26 protein-coding genes are annotated in these 26456 nt (G+C 67.5%); 17 read left to right on the top strand and 9 right to left on the bottom strand.

From position 1 onward, the window contains the following. Positions 1-34 precede the first annotated feature (34 nt). The 7 genes from EOHIBHHM_RS16870 to EOHIBHHM_RS16840 all read left to right on the top strand — a co-directional run bounded on the left by EOHIBHHM_RS16870 (position 35) and on the right by EOHIBHHM_RS16840 (position 10172). Positions 35-1411 (top strand): arylsulfotransferase family protein, encoded by a 1377-nt coding sequence (locus tag EOHIBHHM_RS16870; protein WP_497252642.1) that lies wholly within the window; start codon positions 35-37, stop codon positions 1409-1411. Between the two features lie 60 nt (positions 1412-1471). Next, positions 1472-2458 (top strand): hypothetical protein, encoded by a 987-nt coding sequence (locus EOHIBHHM_RS16865; protein ID WP_497252640.1) that lies wholly within the window; start codon positions 1472-1474, stop codon positions 2456-2458. A gap of 1 nt (position 2459) precedes the next feature. Beyond that, the gene (locus EOHIBHHM_RS16860; protein ID WP_497252638.1) at positions 2460-3956 is read left to right on the top strand and encodes a sulfatase; all 1497 of its coding nucleotides are present in this window, start codon (positions 2460-2462) and stop codon (positions 3954-3956) included. Positions 3957-4071: 115 nt separating this feature from the next. Beyond that, the gene (locus EOHIBHHM_RS16855; protein ID WP_497252636.1) at positions 4072-4749 is read left to right on the top strand and encodes a hypothetical protein; all 678 of its coding nucleotides are present in this window, start codon (positions 4072-4074) and stop codon (positions 4747-4749) included. Positions 4750-4857: 108 nt separating this feature from the next. Beyond that, positions 4858-5778 carry a glycosyltransferase family 2 protein gene (locus EOHIBHHM_RS16850; RefSeq protein ID WP_497252634.1) on the top strand — a complete coding sequence of 307 codons (921 nt, stop codon included), beginning with the start codon at positions 4858-4860 and terminating at the stop codon, positions 5776-5778. Between the two features lie 123 nt (positions 5779-5901). After that, positions 5902-9204, top strand: a complete 3303-nt coding sequence (locus EOHIBHHM_RS16845) for an oligosaccharyl transferase, archaeosortase A system-associated (protein WP_497252632.1) — start codon at positions 5902-5904, stop codon at positions 9202-9204. Continuing rightward, the gene (locus tag EOHIBHHM_RS16840; RefSeq protein WP_497252630.1) at positions 9204-10172 is read left to right on the top strand and encodes a DUF368 domain-containing protein; all 969 of its coding nucleotides are present in this window, start codon (positions 9204-9206) and stop codon (positions 10170-10172) included. The genes EOHIBHHM_RS16845 and EOHIBHHM_RS16840 overlap by 1 nt, the downstream gene beginning before the upstream one ends. A 43-nt stretch (positions 10173-10215) precedes the next feature. Here EOHIBHHM_RS16840 and EOHIBHHM_RS16835 read toward each other — a convergent pair whose 3' ends face one another. Further along, entirely contained in the window at positions 10216-10371 is a 156-nt protein-coding gene (locus EOHIBHHM_RS16835) for a rubrerythrin-like domain-containing protein (RefSeq protein WP_497252628.1), read from the bottom strand. A gap of 152 nt (positions 10372-10523) precedes the next feature. Continuing rightward, positions 10524-11084: a class I SAM-dependent methyltransferase gene (locus EOHIBHHM_RS16830; RefSeq protein WP_497252626.1), complete on the bottom strand. Its 561-nt coding sequence runs from the start codon at positions 11082-11084 to the stop codon at positions 10524-10526. 141 nt (positions 11085-11225) lie between these two features. On the opposite strand from EOHIBHHM_RS16830, the gene EOHIBHHM_RS16825 reads away from it, so the two are divergent. From EOHIBHHM_RS16825 to EOHIBHHM_RS16810, 4 genes are all read left to right on the top strand, one after another. Continuing rightward, positions 11226-11732, top strand: a complete 507-nt coding sequence (locus tag EOHIBHHM_RS16825) for a GNAT family N-acetyltransferase (protein WP_497252624.1) — start codon at positions 11226-11228, stop codon at positions 11730-11732. Between the two features lie 50 nt (positions 11733-11782). Continuing rightward, positions 11783-11989, top strand: a complete 207-nt coding sequence (locus tag EOHIBHHM_RS16820; RefSeq protein WP_089824561.1) for an HEWD family protein — start codon at positions 11783-11785, stop codon at positions 11987-11989. 195 nt (positions 11990-12184) lie between these two features. Beyond that, positions 12185-12490, top strand: a complete 306-nt coding sequence (cutA, locus tag EOHIBHHM_RS16815) for a divalent-cation tolerance protein CutA (RefSeq protein ID WP_497252622.1) — start codon at positions 12185-12187, stop codon at positions 12488-12490. Positions 12491-12612: 122 nt separating this feature from the next. Continuing rightward, positions 12613-13173: a hypothetical protein gene (locus tag EOHIBHHM_RS16810; RefSeq protein ID WP_497252620.1), complete on the top strand. Its 561-nt coding sequence runs from the start codon at positions 12613-12615 to the stop codon at positions 13171-13173. A gap of 13 nt (positions 13174-13186) precedes the next feature. Here the strand turns inward: EOHIBHHM_RS16810 and EOHIBHHM_RS16805 are convergent, their stop codons facing one another. Continuing rightward, positions 13187-13858 (bottom strand): phosphoglycolate phosphatase, encoded by a 672-nt coding sequence (locus EOHIBHHM_RS16805; protein WP_497252618.1) that lies wholly within the window; start codon positions 13856-13858, stop codon positions 13187-13189. Positions 13859-14002: 144 nt separating this feature from the next. On the opposite strand from EOHIBHHM_RS16805, the gene dhaK reads away from it, so the two are divergent. The 3 genes from dhaK to dhaM all read left to right on the top strand — a co-directional run bounded on the left by dhaK (position 14003) and on the right by dhaM (position 16151). Continuing rightward, positions 14003-14998, top strand: a complete 996-nt coding sequence (dhaK, locus tag EOHIBHHM_RS16800; protein WP_497252616.1) for a dihydroxyacetone kinase subunit DhaK — start codon at positions 14003-14005, stop codon at positions 14996-14998. Positions 14999-15063: 65 nt separating this feature from the next. After that, on the top strand, positions 15064-15762 hold the full coding sequence (gene dhaL / locus EOHIBHHM_RS16795) for a dihydroxyacetone kinase subunit DhaL (protein ID WP_497252614.1): 699 nt from the start codon (positions 15064-15066) through the stop codon (positions 15760-15762). Then, a complete protein-coding gene (gene dhaM, locus EOHIBHHM_RS16790; protein ID WP_497252612.1) occupies positions 15762-16151 on the top strand; it encodes a dihydroxyacetone kinase phosphoryl donor subunit DhaM in 390 nt (129 codons plus the stop codon). Before dhaL ends, dhaM begins: the two co-directional genes overlap by 1 nt. Positions 16152-16236: 85 nt before the next feature. Here dhaM and EOHIBHHM_RS16785 read toward each other — a convergent pair whose 3' ends face one another. The 6 genes from EOHIBHHM_RS16785 to glpK all read right to left on the bottom strand — a co-directional run bounded on the left by EOHIBHHM_RS16785 (position 16237) and on the right by glpK (position 21812). Further along, positions 16237-16662, bottom strand: coding sequence for a DUF7539 family protein (locus EOHIBHHM_RS16785; protein ID WP_497252610.1), 426 nt, complete (start codon positions 16660-16662; stop codon positions 16237-16239). A gap of 81 nt (positions 16663-16743) precedes the next feature. Next, on the bottom strand, positions 16744-17541 hold the full coding sequence (locus EOHIBHHM_RS16780) for a DUF7537 family lipoprotein (RefSeq protein ID WP_497252608.1): 798 nt from the start codon (positions 17539-17541) through the stop codon (positions 16744-16746). Positions 17542-17585: 44 nt separating this feature from the next. Next, entirely contained in the window at positions 17586-17858 is a 273-nt protein-coding gene (gene ptsH1 / locus EOHIBHHM_RS16775) for a phosphocarrier protein HPr (protein WP_497252606.1), read from the bottom strand. 57 nt (positions 17859-17915) lie between these two features. After that, on the bottom strand, positions 17916-19085 hold the full coding sequence (locus tag EOHIBHHM_RS16770) for a Cdc6/Cdc18 family protein (RefSeq protein ID WP_497252604.1): 1170 nt from the start codon (positions 19083-19085) through the stop codon (positions 17916-17918). Positions 19086-19200: 115 nt separating this feature from the next. Further along, on the bottom strand, positions 19201-20271 hold the full coding sequence (locus EOHIBHHM_RS16765; protein WP_497252602.1) for a DUF7973 family transport facilitator: 1071 nt from the start codon (positions 20269-20271) through the stop codon (positions 19201-19203). A 2-nt stretch (positions 20272-20273) separates the two neighbouring features. Continuing rightward, complete coding sequence (glpK, locus tag EOHIBHHM_RS16760; protein ID WP_497252600.1) at positions 20274-21812, bottom strand: glycerol kinase GlpK; 1539 nt, start codon at positions 21810-21812, stop codon at positions 20274-20276. Between the two features lie 301 nt (positions 21813-22113). Here glpK and glpA point away from each other — a divergent pair, with 301 nt between their 5' ends. The 3 genes from glpA to EOHIBHHM_RS16745 are packed head-to-tail and all read left to right on the top strand — an operon-like array spanning position 22114 to position 26430. Continuing rightward, on the top strand, positions 22114-23904 hold the full coding sequence (gene glpA, locus EOHIBHHM_RS16755; RefSeq protein ID WP_497252599.1) for an anaerobic glycerol-3-phosphate dehydrogenase subunit GlpA: 1791 nt from the start codon (positions 22114-22116) through the stop codon (positions 23902-23904). Next, positions 23891-25156: a glycerol-3-phosphate dehydrogenase subunit GlpB gene (gene glpB / locus EOHIBHHM_RS16750; RefSeq protein ID WP_497252597.1), complete on the top strand. Its 1266-nt coding sequence runs from the start codon at positions 23891-23893 to the stop codon at positions 25154-25156. The genes glpA and glpB overlap by 14 nt, the downstream gene beginning before the upstream one ends. Beyond that, positions 25153-26430 (top strand): anaerobic glycerol-3-phosphate dehydrogenase subunit C, encoded by a 1278-nt coding sequence (locus EOHIBHHM_RS16745; protein ID WP_497252595.1) that lies wholly within the window; start codon positions 25153-25155, stop codon positions 26428-26430. Before glpB ends, EOHIBHHM_RS16745 begins: the two co-directional genes overlap by 4 nt. Positions 26431-26456: the final 26 nt, after the last annotated feature.

Here is a 26456-nt window from a genome sequence, read left to right as displayed (position 1 = left end):
ACCTACAATTGTCGGTAGCAGAAGGTTCAGGACGATGCCCTCCAGACGCACTTACCGACTCGTCTTCTTGGCGCTCCTCGTCGTCTCCTCGGGGTTCCTGCTCAACGGCTATCTGACCTCCACCGCACGCGGCGGGGAAGCCGAACTCGCCCGACAGGCGTCGCTTCCGGCCGGAGAACGGACGCAGGTCGCTGCCGAACGCGACGGGATGACGGTCGTCACCACCTCGTCGCGACCCGGCAGTCAGGCGGAGCTCGTCGCGTTCAACCCGAACGGGACCGTCGCGTACTACAACAGTTCCTTCCGGAAGTTCTTCGACGTCGACCCGGTCCCGGGCACAGACCGAACCGTCGAGTACGTCGCCTCACGGAACCTCCCGAGTGCCGAGTGTCCCATCGAGGCCGACCGCGAGCAGTGCATCCTCAACGCCGTCGTCCGGGTGAACGTCTCGACGGGCGAGACGAGTCACGTCTACGAGCGCGTGACGCACAAAGACTGGCACGACGTCGACCGTCTCGGCCCGCATCGACTGCTCGTCGCCGACATCGCCGAGGACCGCGTCTTCGTCGTCAACACGACCACGGGGATGCAGGACCTCGCGTGGGACGCACAGGCCGACTACCCGATTCAGGGCGGCGGCTTCTACCCCGACGACTGGACGCACATGAACGACGTCGAGCGACTGGACGACGGCCGCATCATGGTCGGCCTCCGAAATCAGGATCAGGTCGCGTTCCTCCACCCCGAGCGGGGACTGCAGGAGAACTGGACGCTCGGAAGCGAGGACGACCACTCGGTGCTCTACGAACAGCACAACCCCGACTACATCCCTGAGTCGCAAGGTGGTCCCGCCGTCCTCGTCGCCGACTCGGAGAACGGCCGGGTCGTCGAGTACCAGCGGTCGAACGGCGAGTGGACCGCGTCGTGGGCCTGGGCAGACAGCGAACTCCAGTGGCCGCGTGACGCCGACCGCCTGCCGAACGGCCACACCCTGATTACGGACTCCAACGGGAACCGCGTGCTCGAGGTCGACCGAGCGGGCGACGTCGTCTGGAGCGTCGCCGTCGACACCCCCTACGAGGCCGAGCGGTTGAACACGCCCGACGAGAGCGGAGGCGGCGAGAGCGCCCAGCGACTCGGTCTGGACTCCCGCGGCGACACGGGAACGACAGCGTCGACTGGTGAGGAAGAGAACCGTCACACCGACCCCTCGCGGCAGTTGTGGAACCTCATTCAGGGACTCGTCCCGAGTCTGCTGGTCAACGGTGTCGTGTTCGTCATGCCCGCGTGGGTCGGCTTCCGCGACGTGTTGACCGTCGTCGGCATGGGAGCCATCGCGTTCGTCTGGGCGGTCGCCGAGTTCCGGTGGTCGGCGTTGGGGCTCCGGTCGCCGCTCGAGCGCCGCCGATGAGTCAGAGATAGAAGGCTTTTATCCTCACGTCGTGGCCTGTAGAACAATGAGAGGGTCTCGATGGGTCTGACAGACACCGCCTCCTACGTCCTCGACGGCCTGCGCGAGAGCTACGACGACCCGTTCTGGTGGCGAGAGCGCGTCTTCGAGTTCCTCGTCGGCCCGTTTCACACGAACGTCTACCCCACCCGGAAGGGGTCGGTCAGCGTCATGGACGAAGACTGGGACACGCTCGTCGTCCTCGACGCCTGCCGGGCGGACCTGTTCGCCGAGCGGGCGGCCCTGACCGACTACGACGACTACCGAACCGTCACCAGTCGCGGGAGCACCACCCGCGAGTGGGTGCGACAGAACTTCGCCGGCGGCGACTTCGGCGACACGGTGTACGTCACCTCGAACCCCTACGTCTCCCGCGAGGCCGGCGACGCCTTCCACCGACTCGTCGAGTGCTGGATCGACGAGTTCGACGACGAGCGCAAGACCGTCCCGCCGGAGGCCGTCGTCGAGGCGGCCAAGCGCGCCCACGAGGAGTACCCCGACAAACGCGTGATCGTCCACTTCATGCAACCGCACCACCCCTTCGTCGGCGAGCACGAACTCTCGTTCGCCGGGTGGCAGATCGAGGGCGAGACGCACGGCGACGGCGGCGACGGCATCGAACCGGACCACTCGACCGACCGGCAGCGCCCCTACACGCCGTGGGACGCCCTCTGGATGGGAGCGGTCACGAAGGGCGACCTCTGGCGGGCCTACGGCGACAACCTGACGCTCGCGCTCGACGCCGTCGACGACCTGCTGGCCGACGTCGAGGGTCGCGTCGTCGTCACGAGCGACCACGGCAACATGCTCGGCGAGCGGACGTTTCCGCTCCCACTGCGGGTGTACGGCCACCCGAAGGGGATCAGAAACCGCGAACTCGTCGAGGTGCCGTGGGCCGTGAGAGACGTCGGCGAGCGCCGGACGGTCCGGGCCGGCGAGACGCGTTCCGTCACCGACTCGGACGCCGACGACCTCGAAGACCGACTCGCCGACCTCGGGTACGTCTGAGATGAGCGAGAACGACTCGACGCCCCCGACGCGACCGAACGTCCTGCTGGTCGTCCTCGACAGCGTCCGCGCGAGCAACACCTCGCTGCACGGCCACGCCAACGAGACGACGCCGTTTCTCGACGAGTTCGCTACCTCGGCGACGCGGTACGACCAGGCGCGGTCGCCGGGATCGTGGAGCCTCCCGAGTCACACGAGCGTCTTCACCGGCCTCCACGTCGCCGAACACGGGGTGACGGAGCCGACGCACCGACTCGAAGCCGGCAACACGATCTTCGAGGAACTGCAGAGCGAGGGGTACGAGACGGCCGTCTTCTCGGAGAACCCGTGGCTCACGATCATGGACGTCGGGCTGGACGCCGGGTTCGACACGGTCTCCGGCGCACAGAACGTCCTCTTCCCGGAGGCGGCGAACCCGACGGAGTTCACGGCCGCCGAGGGGCAGGGTCAGTACGTGGCGTACCTCAAGCGTTGTCTCGACGACGACCACCCGGTCAAGTCGCTGCTCAACGGGGTGGGGACGAAACTCGCGTGGGACCACCCGGAGTTCGTCCCGGACTGGCTGATGGCGTCGGCCCCGGCGAGCGCCTACGTCGACCGGTTCGTCGACTGGCACGGCGACCGCGAGGGGTCGTGGGCGGCCTGCATCAACCTCATGGACGGCCACGCCCCCTACGAACCCGCGCCGGAACACGACCTGTGGGGCGGCGAGCGGTTGAGAAAGCTCCAGGCCGACCTCGAGAAGCACGTCTGGTCGTTCCACGGCGGCGACGCGCCGTGGTGGCAGTGCCGGGCGTTCGAGGCGCTCTACGACGGTGCGATTCACCAGATGGACGCACAGATTCGGCGAGTCGTGGAGGTGCTGAAACGGCGTGGCGAGTTGCAGGACACGCTGCTCGTGATCACCTCCGACCACGGCGAAGGGTTCGGTGAACTGTCCCGACTGAAGGGAACGAGGCTGGTGGGACACGTCGAGGGAGTCCACGAGTCGCAGTTGCACGTCCCGCTCGTCGTGAAGCGTCCGGGGCAGGAGACGGGCGAGCGGGTGTCGGCTCCGGCCTCGCTGACCAACTTCCCCGACGTCGTTCGGGCCGTCGTCGACGGCGACGACGAGCGGGCGCGAGGCGGGTTCGCCGAGGGGCCAATCGTCGCGTCGTCGGCCGGGTTGACGGAGCCGAACGTGAAGCTGGCGCGGGAGTACTGCAAGGAAGAAGAGCTCTGGCAGTTCCGCGGCGAGATGCGCGCGGTGTTCGAGGCGGATGCAGAGTCCGACGTCGACGGCGCGGTGCTGAAGTACGCCGACTGGGCGGACGAGTCGGTCGGCGTTCGAGTAATCGATTCCCACGCGTCGTACGTGCGCGAGCGGAGTGATGGCGGTCGGGTCGGCGAGGTGTTTGGGACCTTTTCGGATGCTGGTGTTCGCGAGACGGGGACCGACGTCGACGACGTCGACGACGCGACGCGACAGCGGTTGCGGGATCTCGGATACGCCGAATGAGCGAGACGCTGCCGAATACGTCATAGTGAGCGAGACGCCGTCGACGTGACACCGTCGACCGCTGTTGTTTGTCTCGGGCGACGGGACTAAACGAACGACGTGCGAACGGAGGGATATGTCGGAGAGTACGTCCGACGAGCCCGACGTCGAGGCCCTGCGAGCCGCGCGAGAGGAGGCACGGGAGACGCTCGACGGCCAGCTGGCGACGCTCGACGACATCGACGCGAAGGCGCTGTCGGTGTTCCGGTTGAACGTCGCGCTCGTCGGCGTCCTGCTCTCGGCGCTGTCGGTCGCGGCGGTCAGCGACGTCGCCGCGACGGCAGCGCTCGTCAACCCGGCCGTCGGGACGAGCGTCGCGCTGTTCGTCCTCTCGGCGGCGACGGCGGGGCTGACGTACACGACCGCCGGCCGACAGGTCGGTACCGGACCGGCGGGGCTGGAGGACGCCCCCGACCGCTCGGAGCGAGCGTTCCTCGTCTGGCTCGTCGACAGCTACGCCGACTGGATCCGGTACAACGAGCGGGCGAACGTCCGGAAGGCACTGCTTGCGACGCTCGCGGTGCTGGGGACCGTCGCGGGCGTACTCGCGTTCGGCGTCGGCGTCCTGGCCGCGGTCACGGGCGAACTCCTCCTCCCGGGGCTGGCCGCCGTCGTCGTCCTCGCCGTCCTCGCGGCGCTCGCGAACGTTCCGGGACAGCTTCGTCGGCTGGCCAGCGAGCGGGTGACGCGGCAGTCACACGAACTGACGACGACGGGCCAGCGGACGTTCACGGGCGGCGACCACGAGCGGTAGACGCGTTCGAGGGCGGCGACTCGACCCGGACGACCCGATCCGTCTCGCACCGTCCGTTTCGCCCCGGTTCCGTCCCGTTTATCAGGCCGCCGCGACTCACGACGAGTAATGCCGCGGTACAGCGTCGCCGTCTGTAGCTACAACATGGCCGAGACGGTCCAACCCTCCCTCCGGAGTCTGCTCGAACAGGTCGGCGACGACTTCGAGGTCGTCGTCGTCGACGGCGGGTCGACCGACGGCACCGTCGAGCGACTCCGCGAACTCGAAGCCGAAGACGACCGGGTTCGTGTCGTCGCACTCGACCCGGACCCCGACCGGCGACTCGGCGCAGACCGCCAACGCTCCATCGAGGAGTGCGACGGCGAGTACGTCCTCACGCAGTTGGACGTCGACGACGTCTACGAACCCGTCGTCGAGGACTTCGTCTCCATCTACCACGATCTGGAAGAGGGAGTCGACCACGAGTTTCTCCTCTCGGGGACCGGCATCAACGCGGCTCCGAAGTCGCTGTATCTGGAGTTCCCCTACCGTAACCTCGCCAGCTCCGAGGACCGGGACCTGTGGCGACGGCTGTTCGCCGCCGACGCCGTGCTGTGGCTCGAGCACGCGCAGATCCGCGAGCAGATCGGCTACGAGAAGTCGCTCGCGGATCAGCTCCGCCGCGACTGGAGCGGGAAGGTCGCCGACGCACAGGTCGGCATCGACTTCCTGTCGTGTCTGCGCTGGAGCGTGAGCCACCCGCGCTACTACATCCTCGAGGAGCGGCGCGGCCCGCTCGGTCGGGCCGCCAAGAGTCTCTACGACCTCGTGACGTATCCGCTCGCGTACTACACCGCACGTGACCTCCCGCAGTTCGAGACACCGCCCGGACTGCGACGACGCGGGACCGTCGAACGCCTCGTCGCCGAGGCACGAAAGCCGCTCGCCGAGTTGGAGGCCGAGTACGGGGCGTCGGTCGACCGCGAGGCGCTCTCGACGCGCGGTCGACAGCTGTTCTGTCTCGGGGAGTCGTCCCGGACCGACGGGTAGTTCTTCCCGCGAGGACGTCGTCCGCAACGAGGCCAGATATGGCCCAGAGAGCGTCAGACGCCTAAAATCGGCCCCAGTGCGGTTTCACAAGGCTTATGGAGTTTTTTCGAGTCTGTCCGCCCAATGAGTGAGCGTAGCGAGAGTGCCGACGAACGCTCCGTCCTGAACACGGACGGGTCGTTCGTCGACGTTCTTCGAGAGAAGTATCACGTCCCCGCCCTCCTCGCCGTGGTGGCGGTCATGTTGTACGTGCGTCTGATCCCCTACGAGAAGTTCATCGTCGACGGCGAGGTGCTCTTCTCGGGGAACGACGCCTGGTACCATCTCCGCGAAGTGCAGTACACCGTCCGGAACTGGCCGAGCACCATCCCGTTCGACCCGTGGACCTACTTCCCGTTCGGGACGAGCACCGGCCAGTTCGGGACGCTCTACGACCAGATCGTCGCGACGGTCGCGCTGATCCTCGGACTGGGCAGTCCCAGCGAGACGCTCGTCGCACAGACCCTGCTCGTCGCGCCGGCCGTCTTCGGTGCGCTGACCGCGATCCCGGTCTACCTCGTCGGCAAGCGACTCGGCGGGCGGTTCGCCGGCGTCGTCGGTGCCGTCGTCCTGATGCTCCTCCCAGGAACCTTCCTCCAGCGGACGCTCGTCGGCGTCGCCGACCACAACGGGGTCGAGCCGCTGTTCCAGGCGTTCGCCGTCTTCGCCCTCCTCGTCGCCTTCGGCGTCGCAGAGCGCGAGAAGCCCGTCTGGGAACTCGTCGCCGACCGCGACCTCGACGGACTCCGGACGCCGCTGCTCTGGGGCGTCCTCGCCGGTGTCGCCACGGCGCTCTACATGTGGGTCTGGCCGCCGGGCGTCCTGCTCGTCGGCGTCGTCGGCGGGTTCGTCGTCCTCAAGCAGGTGAGCGACACCGTCAACGGCGGCAGTCCCGAGCCGATCGCCTTCGCGAGCGCAGTGTCGATGACCGTCACCGGACTGCTGATGCTCGTGCAGGTCGAGACCATCGGCTTCACGGCGACGCGCTTCTCGCTCATCCAGCCGGGACTCGCCTTCGCCGTCGCCGCCGGCAGCGTCTTCGTCGCGTTCCTCGCCCGCCAGTGGGAACGGCGTGACGTCGACCTCCGGACCTTCCCCGTCGCGGTCTTCGGGCTCATCCTCGTCGGCCTCGGCGCGCTCGCCGTCGTCGCGCCCGACGCGTTCGGGACGATCCGGACGAACCTCCTGCGGACCGTCGGCTTCAACGCCGGCGCGCAGACGCGGACCATCGCCGAGGCGCGCCCGTTCCTCGACCCGCAGCTGCTCGGCAACTCGTCGCCGGCCCAGCAGATCATCAGTGAGTACGGACTGACGCTATTCGTCGCCGTCGTCGCCGCCGGCTCCATCCTCGTCCGACCGCTGCTCCGGAAGGGCGAGACGCGCGAGTACGCCTACGTCGGCGTCAGTCTCGCCGTCGTCGCGCTCGTCTTCCTCGTGCCGGGCATCCTCCGCGCCCTCGCCGAACCGCTCGACGGCACGTTCGCCAACGTCCCGGTGACGTCGCAACTGCTCGGGCTGGTCGTCGTCGTCGCGCTCATCGTCGGAGCGACGCTGTTGACGCGCTACGACGCCGAACAGCTGTTCGTCGTCGTCTGGGCGGCGTTCATCACCGCCGCGGCGTTCACGCAGATCCGCTTCAACTACTATCTCGCCGTCGTCGTCGCCGTCCTGACCGGCTACCTCGTCGCGGAGGCCGTCGGGCTGCTCGACCTGCGGTCCGTGACGACCGACCGGTCGGCCATCGGCGGCTGGCAGGTGATGATCCTCGCCGTCATCGCCCTCCTCGTCTTCGCGCCGCTGGCCGGTCTCGGTGCCGCAAGCGGTGCCGCGTGGGACCGTTCCGAGCGCCACAACCCCGGTTCCATCACGCAGTGGGACGACAGTCTCGCGTGGATGCAGAACGAGACGCCCGCCGAGGGCAACTACGGCGGCGCGGGCAACGAAGCGGAGATGGACTACTACGGGAGCTACGAGGAGGGCCAGGGCAACCACGACTACCCCGAAGGTGCCTACGGCGTCATGTCCTGGTGGGACTACGGTCACTGGATCACGGTCCAGGGTGAACGCGTCCCGACTGCCAACCCGTTCCAGCAGGGCGCGACGACCGCCGCCAACTTCCTGCTCGCACCGAGCGAGGGCGACGCACAGGACGTCCTCGCCGGGATGGACGACCAGCACGTCGACGAGGGGAACCAGACTCGCTACGTGATGGTCGACTACCAGATGGCGACGCCGGGACAGAAGTTCGGCGCACCCATCGTCTTCTACGACGCCGACAACGTGAGCCAGCAGGACTTCTACTACTCGCTGTACCAAGGCAACCAACAGCAGGGGTACCGCCCGGCCGCGACCGTCAACCAACAGCGCTACTACGAGAGCATGATGGTCCGGCTGTACCAGTTCCACGGGAGTTCGGTGAGCCCCCAGCCGGTCGTCCTCGACTACGAGATGCAGACGGTGACGAACCCGAACACCGGCGAGTCGTTCAACATCCGGACGTTCCCCTCGGGCAACGAGAGCGCGCTCAAGCAGTTCGACAACATGAGCGCCGCGCGTAACTTCGTCGCAGAGGAGGGCACCGCACAGATCGGTGGGGTCGGCAACATCCCCTCCGAGCGCGTCCCGGCGCTCGAACACTACCGACTGGTGAAGGCCAGCGACTCCAGCGCTCGTACCCAGCAGGGGTCCGGCCCCGCGTGGGTGAAGACGTTCGAGCGCGTCGACGGAGCCACCGTTGAAGGGAGCGGCGCACCCGCCAACGCGACGGTGACCGCCAGCGTCGAGATGCAGGTTCCCTCGCAGGACTCCACGTTCGTCTACACCCAGCGAGCGCAGACCGACGAGAACGGCGAGTTCGAGATGACCCTCCCCTACTCCACGACGGGCTACGACCAGTACGGTCCGGAGAACGGCCACACCAACGTCAGCGTCCGCGCGAACGGCTCCTACACCTTCAGCACCGGGCTGACAGCCGAAGACGACGGCTCCGTCGTCGCCTACCGCGGGTCGGCCGACGTCTCGGAGGGACAGGTGATCGGCGAGGACGACTCGCCGACGCAGGTCGAACTCGAGTCTCAGGAGTTCGGTAACCAGAGCGCCGCCGAGACCACGACCGACAACGAAACCACAACCGACAACGGAACCGCAACCGACAACGGAACCGCAACCGACAACGGAACCGCAACCGACAACGGAACCGCAACCGACAACGGAACCGCAACCGACAACGGAACCGCAACCGACAACGCCACGACCACCAGCGGCGAAGAGAACACTACCGTGACCGACGACACGACGAACGAGTCGACCGAATCGCTCTCAGCACCGGCGGCCGTCGGTGCCGACGCCACAGCCATCGCCGAACCCGCGGCCACCATCCACCAGTGATGACGACCGACCTCCGCTCGTGGCTGTCCGTCTACCTCAAGGGGCTCTGTATGGGCTCTGCCGACGCCGTCCCCGGCGTCTCCGGCGGCACCATCGCCCTCATCACGGGCATCTACGAGCGGCTCATCGGCGCGGTCACCGGCATCGACGTCGACCGCATCCTGACCATCCTCGGCGGCCTCCGACCGGGCCACCAGCGCGAGGCGTACGACGCGTTCATGGAGATGGACGGCGTGTTCCTGCTCGTCCTCGGGGCGGGCATCGTGTCGGCCGTCGTCGCCGTGACGCGCCTCCTCGAGTGGGCCATCGAAGAGATCCCCGTCCTCACCTTCGGGTTCTTCTTCGGGCTCATCCTCGCGTCGGCGATCGTGCTCTACACCGAGGTCGAACTCGACACGCCGGGACGCGTCGCCGCGGCCGTCGCCGGGTTCGTCGCCGCCTTCGTCGTCTCCGGATCGGCCTCGGCGGCGCTTGACGACAGCCTCGTCTTCGTCGTCCTCGCGGGCGCGGTCGCCGTGAGCGCGATGATCCTCCCGGGCATCTCGGGGTCGCTCCTGCTGCTCATCCTCGGGAAGTACGAGTTCATGGTGACGACGCTCAAGGAGTTCACCGACGGCCTGCTCGACGTCGCGCTCGGTCAGGCGTCGATGTCGTCGCTCGTCGCCGACGGCACCGTCGTCGTCGCGTTCGTCGGCGGCGCGTTCGTCGGCCTGTTCACCATCGCCCACGCCGTCAACTGGGCGCTCGAACACTACCGCGAGGCGACGCTCGCATTCCTCGTCAGCCTCATCCTCGGCGCGCTCCGCGCACCGGTCGGCGAGGCGACGCGACAGCTCGGGACCGGCGAGACGGTCGACTACGGCGTGTGGACGACCGAGCTCGTCGGAGCCTTCCTCGTCGCGGCCGTCGTCGGCGCCGTGTTCGTCCTCGCCGTCGACCGCTACACCGCCGCCGACATCGACTACTGACGGCGAGGTGGCGGACGACACTTCTTCTCTCTCCCTTTCGACGTCACTCGCGAGCGACGCCGATGTTGTGGACTTCCCCGTCGCACTCCGGACAGGTCGCCACGTAAGTCGAACTCGTGGTTCGGTGACCGCACGACCGACACTCGTAGTACCGCCGTTCCGAACTGTACGGGTCGAGTGCCGTGTTGTGAAGTGCCATAGGACAATCTGACGAATCGGATCTGATAAACGTTCTCCTGGAACACCTTACAGAGATACTAGCATATAAGGAACGGTGGTGGCGAGATCGTCGACAGATTTGAACGTACGTCTAATTAATAGGGCCGGTCGGCGGTCGAGTCGACCGTTCCGTCACTCGCTCCGACGGGCGACGCAGACGAACGTCTCGCGACGCGTCTCGGCGTGCGTGACCGTGAACCCGGCGTCGCCGAGCGTCGAGGCGGCGTCGCCGAGCGAGAACCGCTCCTCGCGGGGTGGGCCGTCTTCACCCTCGCCGTCGGCGCTCCAGTCGACCGTCACGAGTCGGCCGCCGGGGCGAAGCACGCGGTGGAGTTCGGCGAGCGACTCGTCGCTGGCGTACTCGTGGTAGGTCATCGTCGAGAAGGCGGCGTCGAGCGCCCCGTCGTCGAACGGGAGGTCCTCGACGTTCGCCGTCGCCGTCTCGACGTTCTCCGGGAGCCCTTTCTCGCGATACAAGTCGTGCATCTCCGACTGGACGTCCACCGCGTAGCAGGTGTCGACGTAGGGAGCGACGTCGTCGGTGTAGAACCCCGTCCCGCTCCCCAGGTCGGCGACGACCGTCGAGGAGTCCAGATCCAGGAGAGAGAGCAGTTCCTCGCGGGAACAGAAACGGTAGCGACTCGGGTCTTCGAGGTCGGCGGCGCGGTCGACGTCGAACGTGTGAAACCCCATGGGGTCGCTTGGGTCCCGCGAGACAAAAGCGCCCACCTCTCGGCACGTCCGGCCGGCTCGGTACGTCTGGCCGACACGTCACGTCCGACCGACTTCGTACGCCGACGGCACCGTTTTGTCCGTCGCGGACGACGGTCGGCTATGCATCTCCGCCTCGCACGCCCTGCCGACGCCGAGGCCGTCGCCGCCGTCGCCCGCGAGTCGTGGCACGCCGCCTACGGCGACTTTCTCTCGACGGTCGCCGTCGAGGAGACGGTCGACGCCTGGTACGACCCGGTCGACCTCCGCGAGCAGATCGACGAGGGAGCGTTCGTCGTCGCCGTCGACGACGACGAGGTCGTCGCCTTCGCGCACGCCGTCGTCGGCGGCGACGGCACTCGGCCGACGCTCACCCGCATCTACGCTCGGGAGGCGTACTGGGGGAGCGGTGTCGGGACGGCGTTGCTGAACCGCGCCGTCGCCGAACTCGATACGGATCCCGACCACGAGTACCTCTCGGTACTCGTCTTCGCGAACAACACGGTCGGGCGGGCGTTCTACGAGTCACACGGTTTCGAGGTGGTCGGCCGCCGGACCGAGGAGTTCGAGGGGAACGACCACGAGGAATTGATCCTCCGCGCCCCGCTCGAACGGTTCCCGGTCGACTGAAATCGGCCGGTGAAGTCACCGTTAAATCCCTCGGGTGCACCCACACGAGTATGACCGACGTACGAATCCGCAAGCCGACCGAGCGAACCTGCGAACGGTGCGGTCGACAGGAGGTCTGGACGGACGACAGTTGGCGCGTCGCCGAAGTCGACGGGGAGCGCGCCACCGGCAGCACCCACTGTATCCACGAGTGGGACATCGACGGCGCGTTCCTCCCGTTCGAGCTGACGGGCGAGAACGGAGAGGCCGACGCCTGAACGCGGGGTCCCGCTGTGGTCGGGTGCGCCGACGACCCACCTCCTCTCGCTGCCCGTTCGGACGAGTGACGCACAGAGACCAGCGTGTCGTATGTGGTTTTTCTAGACATCCACACAGATATCTTTCCATATATCCGAACGGCAGACGCTCCGGACCACCGAAACTGCCAACCGCGCTCGGCGCGAGCGACGCACATGGTCACCGCGTACGTCACCGCACCGCCGGACGAGGCAGAGCGCATCGCACGGACGCTGGTCGAGGAGCGACTCGCCGCGTGCGTCAACCGGGTCGCCTGCGAGTCGGTCTATCGCTGGGAGGGAGAGATCCACGACGAGGAGGAGACGCTGTTGCTCGCGAAGACGACCGACGAGGGGTACGACGACCTGAAGCGGCGCGTCGTCGAACTCCACCCCTACGACGTCCCCTGCGTCGAACGGTTCGAGGAGCGCGACGTCCACGGACCGTTCGCGACGTGGCGCGACGAGGCGGTCGGCGAGTAGCCAGTCGAAGCTACAGTGGCTCGTGCAAGTCATCACACACCCGACTGGCTGCTGTCGTGCGGTCGAGTGTGTAGACAGTTGCACGAGCTACGATACTTGCCGATGTAGCGCGTAGGACCAGTATGCGTCCGACCGCAGTGTTCGTCGCGCTGCTGTTTCTGTCCGGCTGTCTGAGCGGGGTCTCGGGCGGTGGAGGGCCGGAGACGGGCGAGTCGAGCGTGGCGCGCGCCGTCGAGTCGCCGACGACGAGTGTGGGCGGAGCGGACGACGCGCGTCTGCTGTCCCGCTCGGAGCTCCGAAGCAGGCTCGCCGAACGCGGCGAAGACCCCGAGAGGTACGATCTCCGTCTGTTCTACGTCGACGCCGACGGGACGTGGTATCGCGCCGACCCGAACGGTACCGTCGGCGCAGTCGCCCCCGACGGCGACGTCGTCCCCGGCATCGTCGTCGACGACCCGTCGAGAACCCCCGCCAACGAGCGGATCGATCTCGCCGCGGCCGACCGGCCGACGTACGTCTGGAAGGTGACGACGCGGGCCGACCCGCCGACGACCGTCGCCGTCGACGCCGACAGCGGCGAGACGCTGGGCGTGTGGACCGTCCCCGGTCGCGGGCGAGCGCCGCCGTCGACGGCGACAGCGACGGGGATGGGGACGTCGATGGCGACGACCGAGCGGCGTTGAGCGACAGAGCGAGTTACCGGTCGGCGAGCTCGCGCAGCACCGACAGCGTCCCGTCCATGTACTCCTCTTCGAGGACGACGTCGGCGGCCGCACGCGCCTTGTCGTCGGCGTTGGCGACGGCGTAGGACTCGTCGACGACGTGGAAGGTGGAGACGTCGTTCTCGCTGTCGCCGACGGCGACGAAGTCGGCGGCGTCGAGACCGAGGATCTCCGCGACCTCCTGCAGTCCCACGCCCTTCTCGACGCCGGGCGATTTGACGTGGTAGGCGTAGCCGGTGTCGACGACCTCCATGTCGTACTCGAGGGCGACTTTGCGGAGCAGTTCCTCGTCGCTGTCGACGTGAACGGCGATCTCGGTCTCCCGCCAGCGGTTGATCGTGTCGGCCGCCCCCCACCCGAGGTCGCCGCCGCGGGCCTCGAACTCCTCGGCGACGGCCACCGCTCGCTCGCGGTCGCCCGTGAACGACACCTGCTGGTCGGCGAGGACGACGCCGCCGTTCTCGGCGACGACGGTCTCCGGGATGCCCAGGAAGTGACAGAGCGTCACCGGGTACGGAAACGACTTACCGGTCGCGAGGACGACGGGAGCGTCCCACGCCGGCAACACGTCGAACGCGCGGGGGTCGATCGTTCCCTGCGGCGTGGTGAGCGTCCCGTCGATGTCCAGCGCGAGCGGCGGTGTCATGGTCGACCCTTCGCGGCGGAGCACGTAAATCGGCCGGCCACGGGCGCGGGGTCGACTCGGCGAGGTGGGTCGGCGTCTGTCGCTGATCGGATACGTTTCGCTACAAACGTTTTTGCGGTATCACACCGAGTGTCACAGTGAACCATGAAGAAACTCATCAACGACCCGGCGGACGTGGTCGACGAGATGCTCGACGGGATGGTCGCAGCGTATCCGGAGCGTCTACGTCGACTCGACGGCAACGAGGTACTCGTCCGGGCGGACGCACCGGTCGACGGGAAGGTGGGCGTCGTCTCCGGCGGCGGTAGCGGCCACGAACCGACACACGCCGGCTACATCGGTGACGGGATGCTCGACGGCGCGGCGGCGGGCGAGGTGTTCACCTCGCCGACGGCCGACCAGTTGAACGAGATGGTGCAGGCCTGCGACGCCGGCGAGGGCGTCCTCTGTGTCGTCAAGAACTACGAGGGCGACGTGATGAACTTCGAGACGGCCGGCGAGATGGCCGCGATGGAGGACGTCGAAGTCGAACAGGTCGTCGTCAACGACGACGTCGCCGTCGAGGACTCGCTGTACACCTCGGGTCGTCGCGGCGTCTGTGGGACCATCCTCGTCCACAAGGCGGCTGGAGCCAAAGCGGTCGAGGGTGCAGAGCTGTCGGAGGTCGCGCGCGTCGCCGAGAAAGTCGTCGACAACGTCGGCACGATGGGGATGGCGCTCACCTCCTGTGTCACCCCCGAGAAGGGCGAACCGACGTTCGACCTCGGCGAGGACGAACTCGAACTCGGCATCGGCATCCACGGCGAACCCGGCACCGAGCGGGCCGACATGATGAGCGCCGACGAGATCACGGAGCATCTGACCGAGAAGGTGCTCGACGATTTGGACCTCGATTCGGGGCAAGAAGTCGTCACCGTCGTCAACGGGATGGGCGGGACGCCGATGATGGAGCTGTTCGTCGTCAACAGACGCCTACAGGAGCTGATGGACGACCACGACCTGCAGGTCCACGACGCGTGGGTCGGCGACTACATGACGTCGCTGGACATGATGGGCTGTTCGGTCACCGTCTGCGCCGTCGACGACGAACTGAAGCAACTGCTCGACGCGCCCGCCGACACGCCAGCATTGAAGCGCTGACGCGCTGACGCGCCGAGCGCCGACCGCGGCACAAACGCTTTCACTTTTCGCGCCGCCTGTAGCCTATGGTAGACGAGGACACGCAGCGCGAGGCAGTGCTGGCCGCCGTCGACGCGGTCGCCGAGCGCCTCTCCGACGAGAAGAAGTATCTCACCGACCTCGACTCGGCCATCGGCGACGCCGACCACGGGTCGAACATGAGTCGCGGGTTCGGGAAGGTCGCCGAGAAGGCCGACGAGATGGACGGCGAGATCGACGAGATCGTCAAGACCGTCGGGACGACGCTCATCGCGGAGGTCGGCGGAGCCTCGGGACCGCTCTACGGCGGCTCGATCATGTTCGCGAGCCAGGAGCTGGAGGGCGGGATCACCGCCGAGTCCAGCGTCGCCTTCGCTGAAGCCTACCTCGAGAAAGTACAGGACCGCGGCAACGCCGAGGTCGGCGCGAAGACGATGGTCGACGCGCTCACGCCGGCCGTCCACACCTACAAGAAGTCAATCGAGCAGGACGACCTTCCGCCGCTGACCGCGCTGGCGAAGGCCGTCGACGCCGCCGAACGCGGCGTCCGCTTCACCGTCCCGCTGAAGGCGCGGAAGGGACGTGCCTCCTACCTCGACTGGCGCTCCGTCGGCCACCAGGACCCCGGCGCGACGAGCACGCTGTTCATCGTGGAGGAGCTGCTCGACGTCGCGAGCGAGTATCTGGAGGGCGACACCGACGTCGACGCCACGGCCCCCGAGTCGGTCGAGCGAGGGGACGACTGATGGTCGGACTCGTGGTCGTCTCTCACAGCGCGAAGGCGGCCGAGGGGATCTGCGAGGTGGCCGCCGAGATGGGCAGCGCAGAGGCCGAGATCGTCCCCGCCGGCGGCGACGACGACGGCGGGATCGGCACGAGCGCCCAGCGCATCAACGAGGCGATCGAACGGGCGAGAGACGACGACGGCGCGGTCGTGCTCGTCGATCTCGGCAGCGCGGTGATGAACGCCGAACTCGCCATCGAGATGCTCGACGCCGACGACGTCCGCATCGCCGACGCGCCGATCCTGGAGGGGACGCTGAACGCCGCCGTCACCGCAGCCGGGTCGAAGGCGACGCTGGGCTCCGTCGTCGAGGCAGCCGAGGACGCACGGGACTACCGGAAGCTATCGTGAATGTCTCGCGGCGGTCGGTGTCCGTCCCCAGTCACACGGCGTCGGGGAGAACGCAACGCCACCCCGACGCTCGTCGCGGCGGCCGTCACTGCTGACGACGACCGACGTATTCGTCGAGTTCGTCGCCGATGAGTTCGGCGACGCGCTCGCTGTATCGCCAGAGGGCAGCGTTGAGTCGTTCTTCGGTCTCGTCGTCGAGGTCGGGCCCTCGGAGGACGGAGTTACTGGTGATCTGTGGGTGGTGGACACAGACGACTCCGATGGAGCTGTCGGTACTCGTGGTTCCACCAGTGTGGATCCCGTACTGATCAGTTCCCCAGACACCGTCGGTTCCCTGTCGTTCCATCGCCGAGTCGATCGCGTCCAAGATTCGAACTTCCTCGGGGGTGAGGATCGGGTCGTCACCTTCGAACAGTTCGGCGTACGCTTCGGTTCGGGCACTGTTCGTCCATTCGCTCAACTGGGACTGGACCTCCAAGACAAGCTGTCGTTCGTCTGGGAACTCGACCATACGTCGAGGACGACGGCTACGTCAATGAACGTTCGCGTGGGTCCTCCGACCCGGACGATGCGGGGTCAGACCATCGAACGGTCAGCGAAGGCGGTCCGCCGTCTCCGCCAGCGCCTCGTCGACCCACTCGGGCCGCGGGACGGTCGTCTCGCCGACGCCGCCGACGCGCATCGTTCGGGTGACGCGAACCGTCTCGCCGCGGACCTCGGTCGTGTACGACAGTTCGTAGTGCCGGAGCACGCCGTCGCCGTCGACGGCGGCGGCGAGCGTCGCGTTGCGAGCCGGATGCACGCCGAGTCCGAACGCGTTCGTCTCGACTGGCTCCGCCGTCGCGAGGTGGTAGCGCGTCTCCGTGCCGACGCCGGTGTGACCGGTCGTCACGAGGTCGAGCGACCCGAGGACGGCGTAGACGACGCTGAACGACGCCGGGCCGCGGCGTTCGACGCCGCGCTGGTACGTGCTCCCGTCCGCCGTCGTGATCTCCGAGACCGAGACGCTCCCGTTGGTCCACGTCTCGATCCCGCCAGCGACACCACCGAGGAACAGCGGCCGCGCGCCGTCGACGCGCATCGTCGCCCACTCTGTCCCGTTCGAACCGATCCGGTGGGTCGCGTTCGTCCGCGAGTAGACCGTCCCGTTCTCGTAGCGAACCGTCCGCCGGAGGTCGGCCGTGTACGAGTTTTCGTCGAGGGCGTCGCGGTGGCTCTCTGCGAGCGTCCGCGCGTCGGTGACGTTGTCTGCGGAGAGTCCAGCGGGGGGCGGGACGGGCGTCGGCGTCGACTCCTCGGCGGTGGGTTGGGCTGGGCCGGGACCGGTCGAACCGCCACAGCCGGCGAGGACGACGAGCGCGACGAGCGCGAGGTGGAGAGCGAGTCGCATGCGACGGGGTTCAGACGGCGAGGCGAAAAATGTTCGGTAGGTGACTACTCGCCGTCTTCGGGCGTCGAGAGCACTTCCTCGAGCGCGTCGAGTGCGGCCTCGGCGTCGTCGCCCTCGGCAATCAACCGTACGTCGGTCCCCGAGGGGACGCCGAGCGCCGTGACGGCGAGCATGCTGCTGGCGTCGACCGGGTCACGACTCCCGTCGGCGGGGGCGATGGTGACGTCGGCGTCGAACTCGCCTGCGGTCTCGACGAACTTCGCGGCCGGACGGGCGTGGAGGCCCGCCTCCGGGACGACGGTGACGATCCGTTCCATGGGGGTGAGAAGAGCGACGCCGACTTCACTCGTCCGGTCGCGGCGAGCGAGCACGCCTCACTCGCGGCCGCCGTTCAGCGAGAACAGGCGCTCGAACACGGCCGTCGGGAAGCGCGGTTCGAGTCGACTCGGCGGGCGACCCTTGCCTTCGGCCTCCTCGACGGTGACCCGCCGGGTGATGCCGCTCTCGGCGAGTTCGTAGAGGATGCGCTTGACCGTCGCCGCCGAGAGGTCGACCGTCCGCGAGATCTGCTCGCTCGCGGCCTGTACCGAGCTACGTTCGTCCGCGTTCAGTTCGAGCAGTCGGCGGAGTACTCGCTGGCGGTTCGTCGGCAGCGCGAGGACGCGGCCGAGCGAGACACACGGCCGGGGGACCGCGTCCATCCCGGCGTCGAGATCAGCGGTCAGGACGCTGTTGTGACCGGCGACCATCGCCCGGTCGGCCGCGCCGAACAGTGCGGCGAGCGCGTCGTGGGCGTCGCCGTCGGCCCACTCGGCGACCTCGCGGACCTGTTCGTGCGTCACCGCGTGGCGGGCGAGTCCGTTCGAGACCCGGCTGGTCAGGATGTCGACGAGCGCGTGGTGGCGATACGGCGGGAACCGGACGGCGGCGACGTCGGTGTCGATTTCGGAGGGGCGTCGCCGGCCGACGCCGACGATCGAGAGCGCGTCGTCGACGGGAGCGAACAACTCCGCGATCGCCCCGAACGAGTGCGTCTCTGGTTCGTCGAGGTGGTCGACCGCGACCAGCACCCGACGGTCGCCGTTCGCCAGTTCGCGCCGAAGTCGCGTCCGGAGCTCCGCGGTGCCGACGCCGTGTTTCGGAACCGACTCCTCGACCAGCGCGTCGAGGACGGCGTGCGAGAGCGCGAAGTCGCTCGCCGCGTCGCGCGTGTCGAGGTAGACGAACTCCGTCGGCCGCGGCGGTTCCGCCCGCGTCGTGGTGAGGATCACCGACTGCGGACGGCCGGACAGTTCGTCGAGGTGGGAAAAGAGGGCGGTGACGACGGCCGACTTCCCGGTCCCCTTCGGTCCCCAGACGTAGAAGTTCGGCGGGAGCACGCCTTCGAAGACGGGTTCGATGTGGTCGAGCAACTGCTCGAGCACCGGCCCGCGGCCAGTCGGCTCGTCCGGGTGGACGACGGGGTTCACGGCGTCGTAGTCGTGGACCAGCCGCGGCTCGTGCTCCGTCCGTTGTCGACGCGCAATGCGCTCACGTAGGTTCATCGGTCGTCGTTGGTCACTCTCTCGACAGTCGGCCTGTAACGGTGACTATCGTCGGTCGTCTGTCGGCTCTCTCCACACTCGACGCGGTCCGAACGTCCCCGAAAGGGGAGGCGCTTCAGAACGGCATCGGGATCCACACCGCCGTCGAGAACACGCCCGCGAACGTCAGGAGCGCGATGATGAACGTCGCGATGACGATGGCGAACGCCGGCGGGTCGAGGTGAGTGTCCGCGTGCGCGTAGAAGATACGCTGGACGACCTCGCCCGCGAGTGCGCCGACGATACCGAACACGCCGGCGACGAGCAGCGGTGCGACGCCTGCGGCCGCGAGCGACTCGGGTGCGGTCCCGCCGACGACGGCCAGTGCGGCCGTGCTCGCCGGGAGCGACATGTGGTGGGTGACCGGGATGTTCGCGACGCCGAGGTTCAAGAACAGCAGCGTCGCCGCGCTGATACCGAACGCGAGGAACGCGCTGCCGGTAACGAGCGCGATGAAGCCGCCGAGGATGCCGACGACGAACCCGATCATCGTCACGTTGGGCCACTTGTACTGGTGTGGGAGCCACGGCTCGACGAGGAACCGGGCGGGCTCGCCGCCGTCGGTGGCGGTGTCACCCATGACGCGACGCTCCTCGTTCTCGAAGGGAGCCATGTTCAGGAGCCCCTTCCTCGCGTCGCCGATGATGTCGTAGCCGAAGGCGAGTCGGTGGGCGAACGCCGAGAGCACGACCGCGACGGCGATCGGGTCCCACGGAGCGGCCAGCACCGTCCCCGAGATCAGCGTGATGAAGTAGCCGAGGATACCGAACACGCCACCGACGGCGAGCACGTCCGGCTTCGTCCCTTGGGCGTACGTGATGTTCTTCGCCTCGTGGAAGTCGAATCCGGTGTCCATGTAGCCCTTCTTCGCGGCGTAGGCGGCCGCCGCCGCACCGCCGGCGAAACTGATGTGCGGGCCGAAGACGGCACCGAACCCGATCGAACCGGTGATCGAGCCGAGGATCGCGGCGTCGGCTGCGCCGGCGTCTCCGATCGCTCGACTGACTAAGTTCGCCGACTCACCGGCGATCACCATGAAGCCGGTGAAGATGAACGCCGGGAGCGCGCCGAGCGCCGCACCGAACGCTCCACCTGCGAACGCTGCGATGACGTTGATGACGATGACTTCGGTTGCTGGAAGCGCCATCGTTACTCACCACTGTCACGCGCCCAGTCTTTCGACCGCTCGACCGCCTCGTTCCAGCGGCCGTACCGTTCGTCGACGCCGGTCGCGCCGTCGTCGGGTGTGAACTCGCGGTCGACCTGCCAGTTGTCGCGGAGTTCGTCCAGGGTCTCCCAGTAGCCGACGGCGAGGCCGGCGGCGTAGGCCGACCCGAGCGCCGTCGTCTCGTCGACCTGCGGTCGGACGATGTCCGAGTCGATGATGTTCGACTGCAGCTGACAGAGGAAGTTGTTCTTCACCGCACCGCCGTCGACGCGGAGACTCTGCATCTCGATGCCGGAGTCGGCCTCCATCGCCTCGGCGACGTCCCGCGTCTGGAACGCGATGGACTCGAGGGTCGCCCGGACGATGTGTTCTTTCCGCGTGCCGCGGGTCATCCCGACGATGGTGCCGCGTGCGCGCTGGTCCCAGTGTGGCGCACCGAGGCCGGTGAACGCCGGGACGAGATAGACGTCGTCAGTCGAGTCGACGCTCCGGGCGAGCTCTTCGGTCTGACCGGGGTCGTCGATGAGGTCGACGTCCTCGAGCCACTGGATGGCCGCGCCCGTGACGAAGATCGACCCCTCCAGGGCGTACTGGACGGGTTCGCCCGACCGCTGGAAGCCGATCGTCGTGAGCAGCCCGTGCTCGGAGTCGACGGCCTCCTCACCCGTGTTCATCAGGAAGAACGACCCCGTTCCGTAGGTGTTCTTCGCGTCGCCCTCGTCGAAGCAGGTCTGCCCGAACAGCGCGGCCTGTTGGTCGCCGAGTGCGCCCGCGACGGGGACCTCCGCGTTGAGGAACCCGCTCGCGCTCGTCGACCCGTAGGTGTCGTCGTCGCTCGAGGGGCGTACCTCGGGGAGCATCTCGCGGTGGACGTCGAACTCGTCGAGCAGTTCGTCGTCCCAGTCGTTCTCGTGGATGTTGTACAGCATCGTCCGCGAGGCGTTGGTGACGTCCGTGATGTGGTTACCCGTCAGTTTGTAGATGAGCCACGTGTCCATCGTGCCGAAGAGGATCTCGCCCTCGGCGGCGCGGTCACGGATGTCTTCGGGCCGCGAACGCTGGAGTTTGATCGGATCGGAGTTGTCGAGGAGCCACTCGGCCTTCGTCGCCGAGAAGTACGCGTCGGCCTCGAGGCCGGTCTTCTCGCGGATCATCTCGACTTTGTCCTCGTCGCGGAGCGTCTCGACGCGGTCGGTCGTCCGGCGGTCCTGCCAGACGATGGCGTTGTGGATCGGTTTGCCCGTCTCGGCGTCCCACAGCACCGTCGTCTCGCGCTGGTTGGTGATGCCGATGGCGGCCAGTTGATCCGGGCCGAGGTCGGCGTTCGAGAGCGCCTCCTCGATGACCAGCTTCGTCTTGCGCCAGATCTCGAGCGCGTCGTGTTCGACCCACCCCGGTTCCGGATAGATCTGTTCGTGCTTCTCGTACGCGTTTGCGACCACCTGACCGCTGTGGTCGAACACCATGAATCGCGTACCGGTTGTACCTTGATCGATCGCGCCGACGTATTGTTCTGCCATAGAGTCTAACCACTCCCAGAGATGGTGCAGCCACGGACGGCCAACATTCTTTATCCGTAGTTGCGAACCACACGTAAACAAAATGGAGTATCATTATAAAACTTACCCCAGTATAAAAATATAGTGGGTAGGAGTAACACGGTCGGCGTGGAGACACTGCCGAATTCGGGGGCAAAACGGACGGATAGAGAGAATTACCAAAAACTCTATCCTTCTGTCCGGCTCTCGAGGCGGATTGTTTACTTGTGAACCCCAGCGAGGGGTAAAGTAAAGTGTCCACGGACCGAGTTCCACACGACCGATGACAGAGACACCGTCAGTGCTCGTCGTCGGCGGCGGTTCCACGGGCTGCGGTATCGCCCGTGACCTCGCGATGCGCGGGGTCGACGTCACACTCGTCGAGAAGGGGAACCTGACGCACGGAACGACCGGGCGCATGCACGGCCTCCTTCACAGCGGTGGACGTTACGCCGTCTCCGACCAAGCCAGCGCGAAGGAGTGTATCGAAGAGAACCGAGTGCTGCGGGAGATCGCCAGCCACTGCGTCGAGATGACCGGCGGGCTGTTCGTCCAGCGTCCCGAGGACTCCGACGACTACTTCCAGCAGAAACTGGAGGGCTGCCGCGAGTGCGGCATCCCCGCGGAGGTGCTCTCGGCCGAGGAGGCACGCGAGATGGAACCCTACCTCGCGAAGGACATCAAGCGGGCGATCCGCGTGCCGGACGGCGCGGTCGACCCGTTCCGGCTCTGCGTCGCCAACGCCGCCAGCGCCGAACAGCACGGCGCACGCATCGAGACCCACGCCGAAGTGATCGACGTGCTCGTCGACGACGGCGATGGCGAGGCGCAACGCGCCTCGGGGGAGGCGAGCGGGCATGGCCCGCGAGGCCGAGTCGTCGGCGTCGAGGTTCGACACGACTCCGGGCCGGGGAAACGCACGCACAGGACGCCGGGGTCGACCGAGAAACTGTACGCCGACTACGTCGTCAACGCGACGGGCGCGTGGGCCGGGCAGCTCGGCGACATGGCCGGCGTCGACGTCGAGGTCCGCCCCTCGAAGGGCGTGATGACCATCATGAACACCAGACAGGTCGACACCGTCGTCAACCGCTGTCGGCCGAAGGGCGACGCCGACATCATCGTCCCCCACGAGACGACCTGCATCCTCGGGACGACCGACGAGGAGGTTGAAGACCCCGAGGACTACCCCGAGGAGGGGTGGGAGGTCGACCTGATGATCGACACGCTGTCGGAACTCGTCCCGATGCTGAAAGATGCGCGGACGATCCGCTCCTTTTGGGGCGTCCGCCCGCTCTACGAACCGCCGGGGACGGGGACGGAAGATCCGACCGATATCACCCGCGAGTTCTTCCTGCTCGACCACGCCGAGCGCGACGACCTGCCGGGGATGACCAGCATCGTCGGCGGCAAACTCACCACCTACCGGATGATGGGCGAACAGATCTCCGACCACGTCTGCGAGCAACTCGGCGTCGACGCCGAGTGTCGCACCGCCGACGTCCCGCTGCCGGGCAGCGAGGACTTCACCGTCCTCCGCGACTACATGGAGGAGTTCGGTCTGCGGTCGCCCATCGGTCGTCGGAGCGCCCAGCGACTCGGGTCGCGGACGGACGAGGTGCTGAAGACCGACGGTCCGAACCCGGTCGTCTGCGACTGCGAGGCCGTCACGCGCGCGGAGATCCAGGACGGCATCGAGGGGTCGGGGTCGGACCTCAACGCGGTCCGCATCCGCACCCGCGCCTCCATGGGCAACTGTCAGGGGGCGTTCTGCTGTCAGCGGATGGCGAATGAACTCGCTCCCGAGTACGACGAGGCCGTCGCCCGCGAAGCGTACCACGAACTCTACCAAGAGCGCTGGAAAGGCGAACGCCACGCGCTGTGGGGGACGCAGTTGTCGCAGGCGATGCTGAAGTACGCGCTGCACGCGACGACGATGAACCAGGACGGCGACCCCGCCGAGTTGGAGAGCGACGTCGACTTCGGCGCGTTCGACTCGGGCGTCGACGACGCCGGTGACGAGAGCGTCGGAGAGAGAGCAGCAGCCGACGGAGGCACCCGTGCCGATCAGTGAGGACGTCCTCGTCGTCGGCGGCGGACTCGCCGGCGCGACGACTGCCCTCGCCGCGGCCGAGACGGACGCGTCGGTCCGTCTGGTCACCTACAAGAAGTCCACGATGCGCTTCGCCAGCGGGCTGGTCGACATCCTCGGCTACACGCCCGACGGGGAGGGCCCCGTCGCGAACCCCTACGACGCGCTCTCGGCACTCCCCGACGACCACCCTTACAGCGTCGTCGGCGAGGACGCGATCCGCGAGGCGTTCGGCCTGTTCGACGAGGTCGCCGGCGACCTGTATCGGGGAGAGCACACCGACGCCAACGCGCTCCTCCCGACTCACGGCGGAACGGTGAAACCGACGGCACGCTACCCGAAGTCGGCCGCGAACGGCCTCGCCAGCGACGGTCGAGACGCGCTTCTCGTCGGGTTCGAGTCGCTGACGGACCTCGACGCGCCGCTGGCGGCCGACCACATGACCGCGGCTGGCGTCCCCTTCTCGGTTCACGGCGTCACCCTCGCGTTCCCGGTCGAACTCCGGGCGGACGCGAAGGTGACGCGGTTCGCGAAGGCGCTCGACGCCGACGAGAACCGGGCGCGACGGCGACTCGCCGACGCGGTCGAACCCCACCTCGACGGAGCCGAACGCGTCGGGTTCCCCGCGCTGCTCGGCGACGAGCACGGCGAGGAGGTCCGCGCCGACCTCTCGGCCGCGCTCGGCGTCGACGTGTTCGAGATCCCGATGGGGCCGCCGAGCCTCGCGGGACTCCGACTGGAGGACCGGTTCTTCGCGGCGCTCGACGAGGCGGGGGTCCGCATCTCGTCGGGCAACCCCGTCGTGGACTTCGAGACCGACGAGGCGGGCGAGCGAATCGAGGCCGTCTTCGTCGACCGGAAGGGTCAGCGGGTGCCGTACCACGCCGAGCAGTTCGTCCTCGCGACGGGCGGTCTCGTCGGGAAGGGGATCGACTCCTCGCGGGAGCGCGTCGAGGAACCGATCTTCGACTGTCACGTCCCCCATCCCGGAGACCGCTACGCGTGGTCCGACGACGACGCGTTCGGCGACCACGCGTTCGCGACGTTCGGGGTCGTGCCGGACGAGGAACTCCGGCCGACGGAGCCGGACGGCGACGTCGAGTTCGAGAACCTCCGGGCCGCGGGCGGCGTCGTCGGCGGCGCGGACTTCGCGGCGGAGAAGAGCGGTAGCGGCATCTCGCTCGCCACGGGGCTCGTGGCCGGGCGGAACGCCGGAACGGAGGCCAGTCAATGAGTGACGCAGAGAACCCAAGTGAGTTCGAGCCGGTACAGGTGTTCCCGGAGACGGAGGAGATGGACCTCCGGCCGGGCGCAGACAACTGCTACAAGTGTACGACCTGCGATACGGCGTGTCCGGTCGCAGAGGTCGACGACGACTTCCCGGGGCCGAAGTTCCAGGGGCCGGAGCAGTGGCGACTGAAGCGCAAGGAGGACGAGGCCGTCGACGACTCCATCATGTCGTGTTCGAACTGCATGCGGTGTGACGACGCCTGTCCGTCGTCGGTGCCGCTGTCGCAGATGCACAACACGGCTCGGGGCGAGTACGTCGACGAGCAGATGGACAAACTCTCGCGGGAGTATCTTCGAAACCGGATCCTCGCGAACTACAACACGCTCGCGATGCTCGGCAGCAAGGTGCCGCGACTCACGAACGCCGTGATGGGCAACTCGCTCGTCCAGCGGGTGAACGAGAAGCTACTCGGCATCACCGGCGAGCGCGAGTTCCCGGCGTTCGCCGAGCAGACGTTCCGCGAGTGGTGGGAGGAACGCGGCGGCCCGCAGGTGCGCTCCGAGGAGAAACGCGTCGCCTACTTCCACGGCTGTTACTCCAACTACAACACCCCCGAGGTAGGGAAGGCGATGGTCCGCGTCTTCGAGTCGTTCGGCTACGAGGTCGTCGTCCCCAAACAGCGCTGTTCGGGGACGCCGATGTTCGCGAACGGGATGCTCGACGACGCGAAGCGCGCGGCGGGCATCAACGCCGAGAACTTCAAGGGGCTCATCCCCGAGGGGTACGACATCGTCGCCTCCTGTACCTCCTGTTCGATGTCGCTCCGACAGGAGTATCCCGAACTGTTCGACGTCGACGGCGTCGAGGACATCTCGAATCACACCTACGAGGCCGTCGAGTATCTCCGCATCCACGAGGATCTCCGTGAAGCCGTCGCCGACGCGACGGTGTCCGACCAGTCGTTCGCCTACCACGCGCCGTGTCACGCCCGAAACCAGGGGCTCGACCGACAGGCGGTCGAACTCTTTCGGGAGCTCGACGGCGTCACTATCGAAGACGTCGGCGACTCCTGTTCCGGGATTTCGGGAACCTACGGCTGGAAGGAAGAGAAGTACGAGACGTCGATGGCCATCGGCGAGGAGATGTTCGACCACATGCACCACGCCGAGGGCGACGTCGGCATGACCGAGTGTCCGACCTGCTCGATGCAGATGAACCACGGGACGGGCTACGAGATCAAACACCCGTTACAGCTGCTCGAAGAAGCGCTCGTCTGAGAGACTGCACTACGTTTTCACGTCGA

It is taken from the genome of Halogranum roseipondis (assembly GCF_059695585.1).
This window is presented reverse-complemented; position numbering and strand designations above follow the sequence as displayed.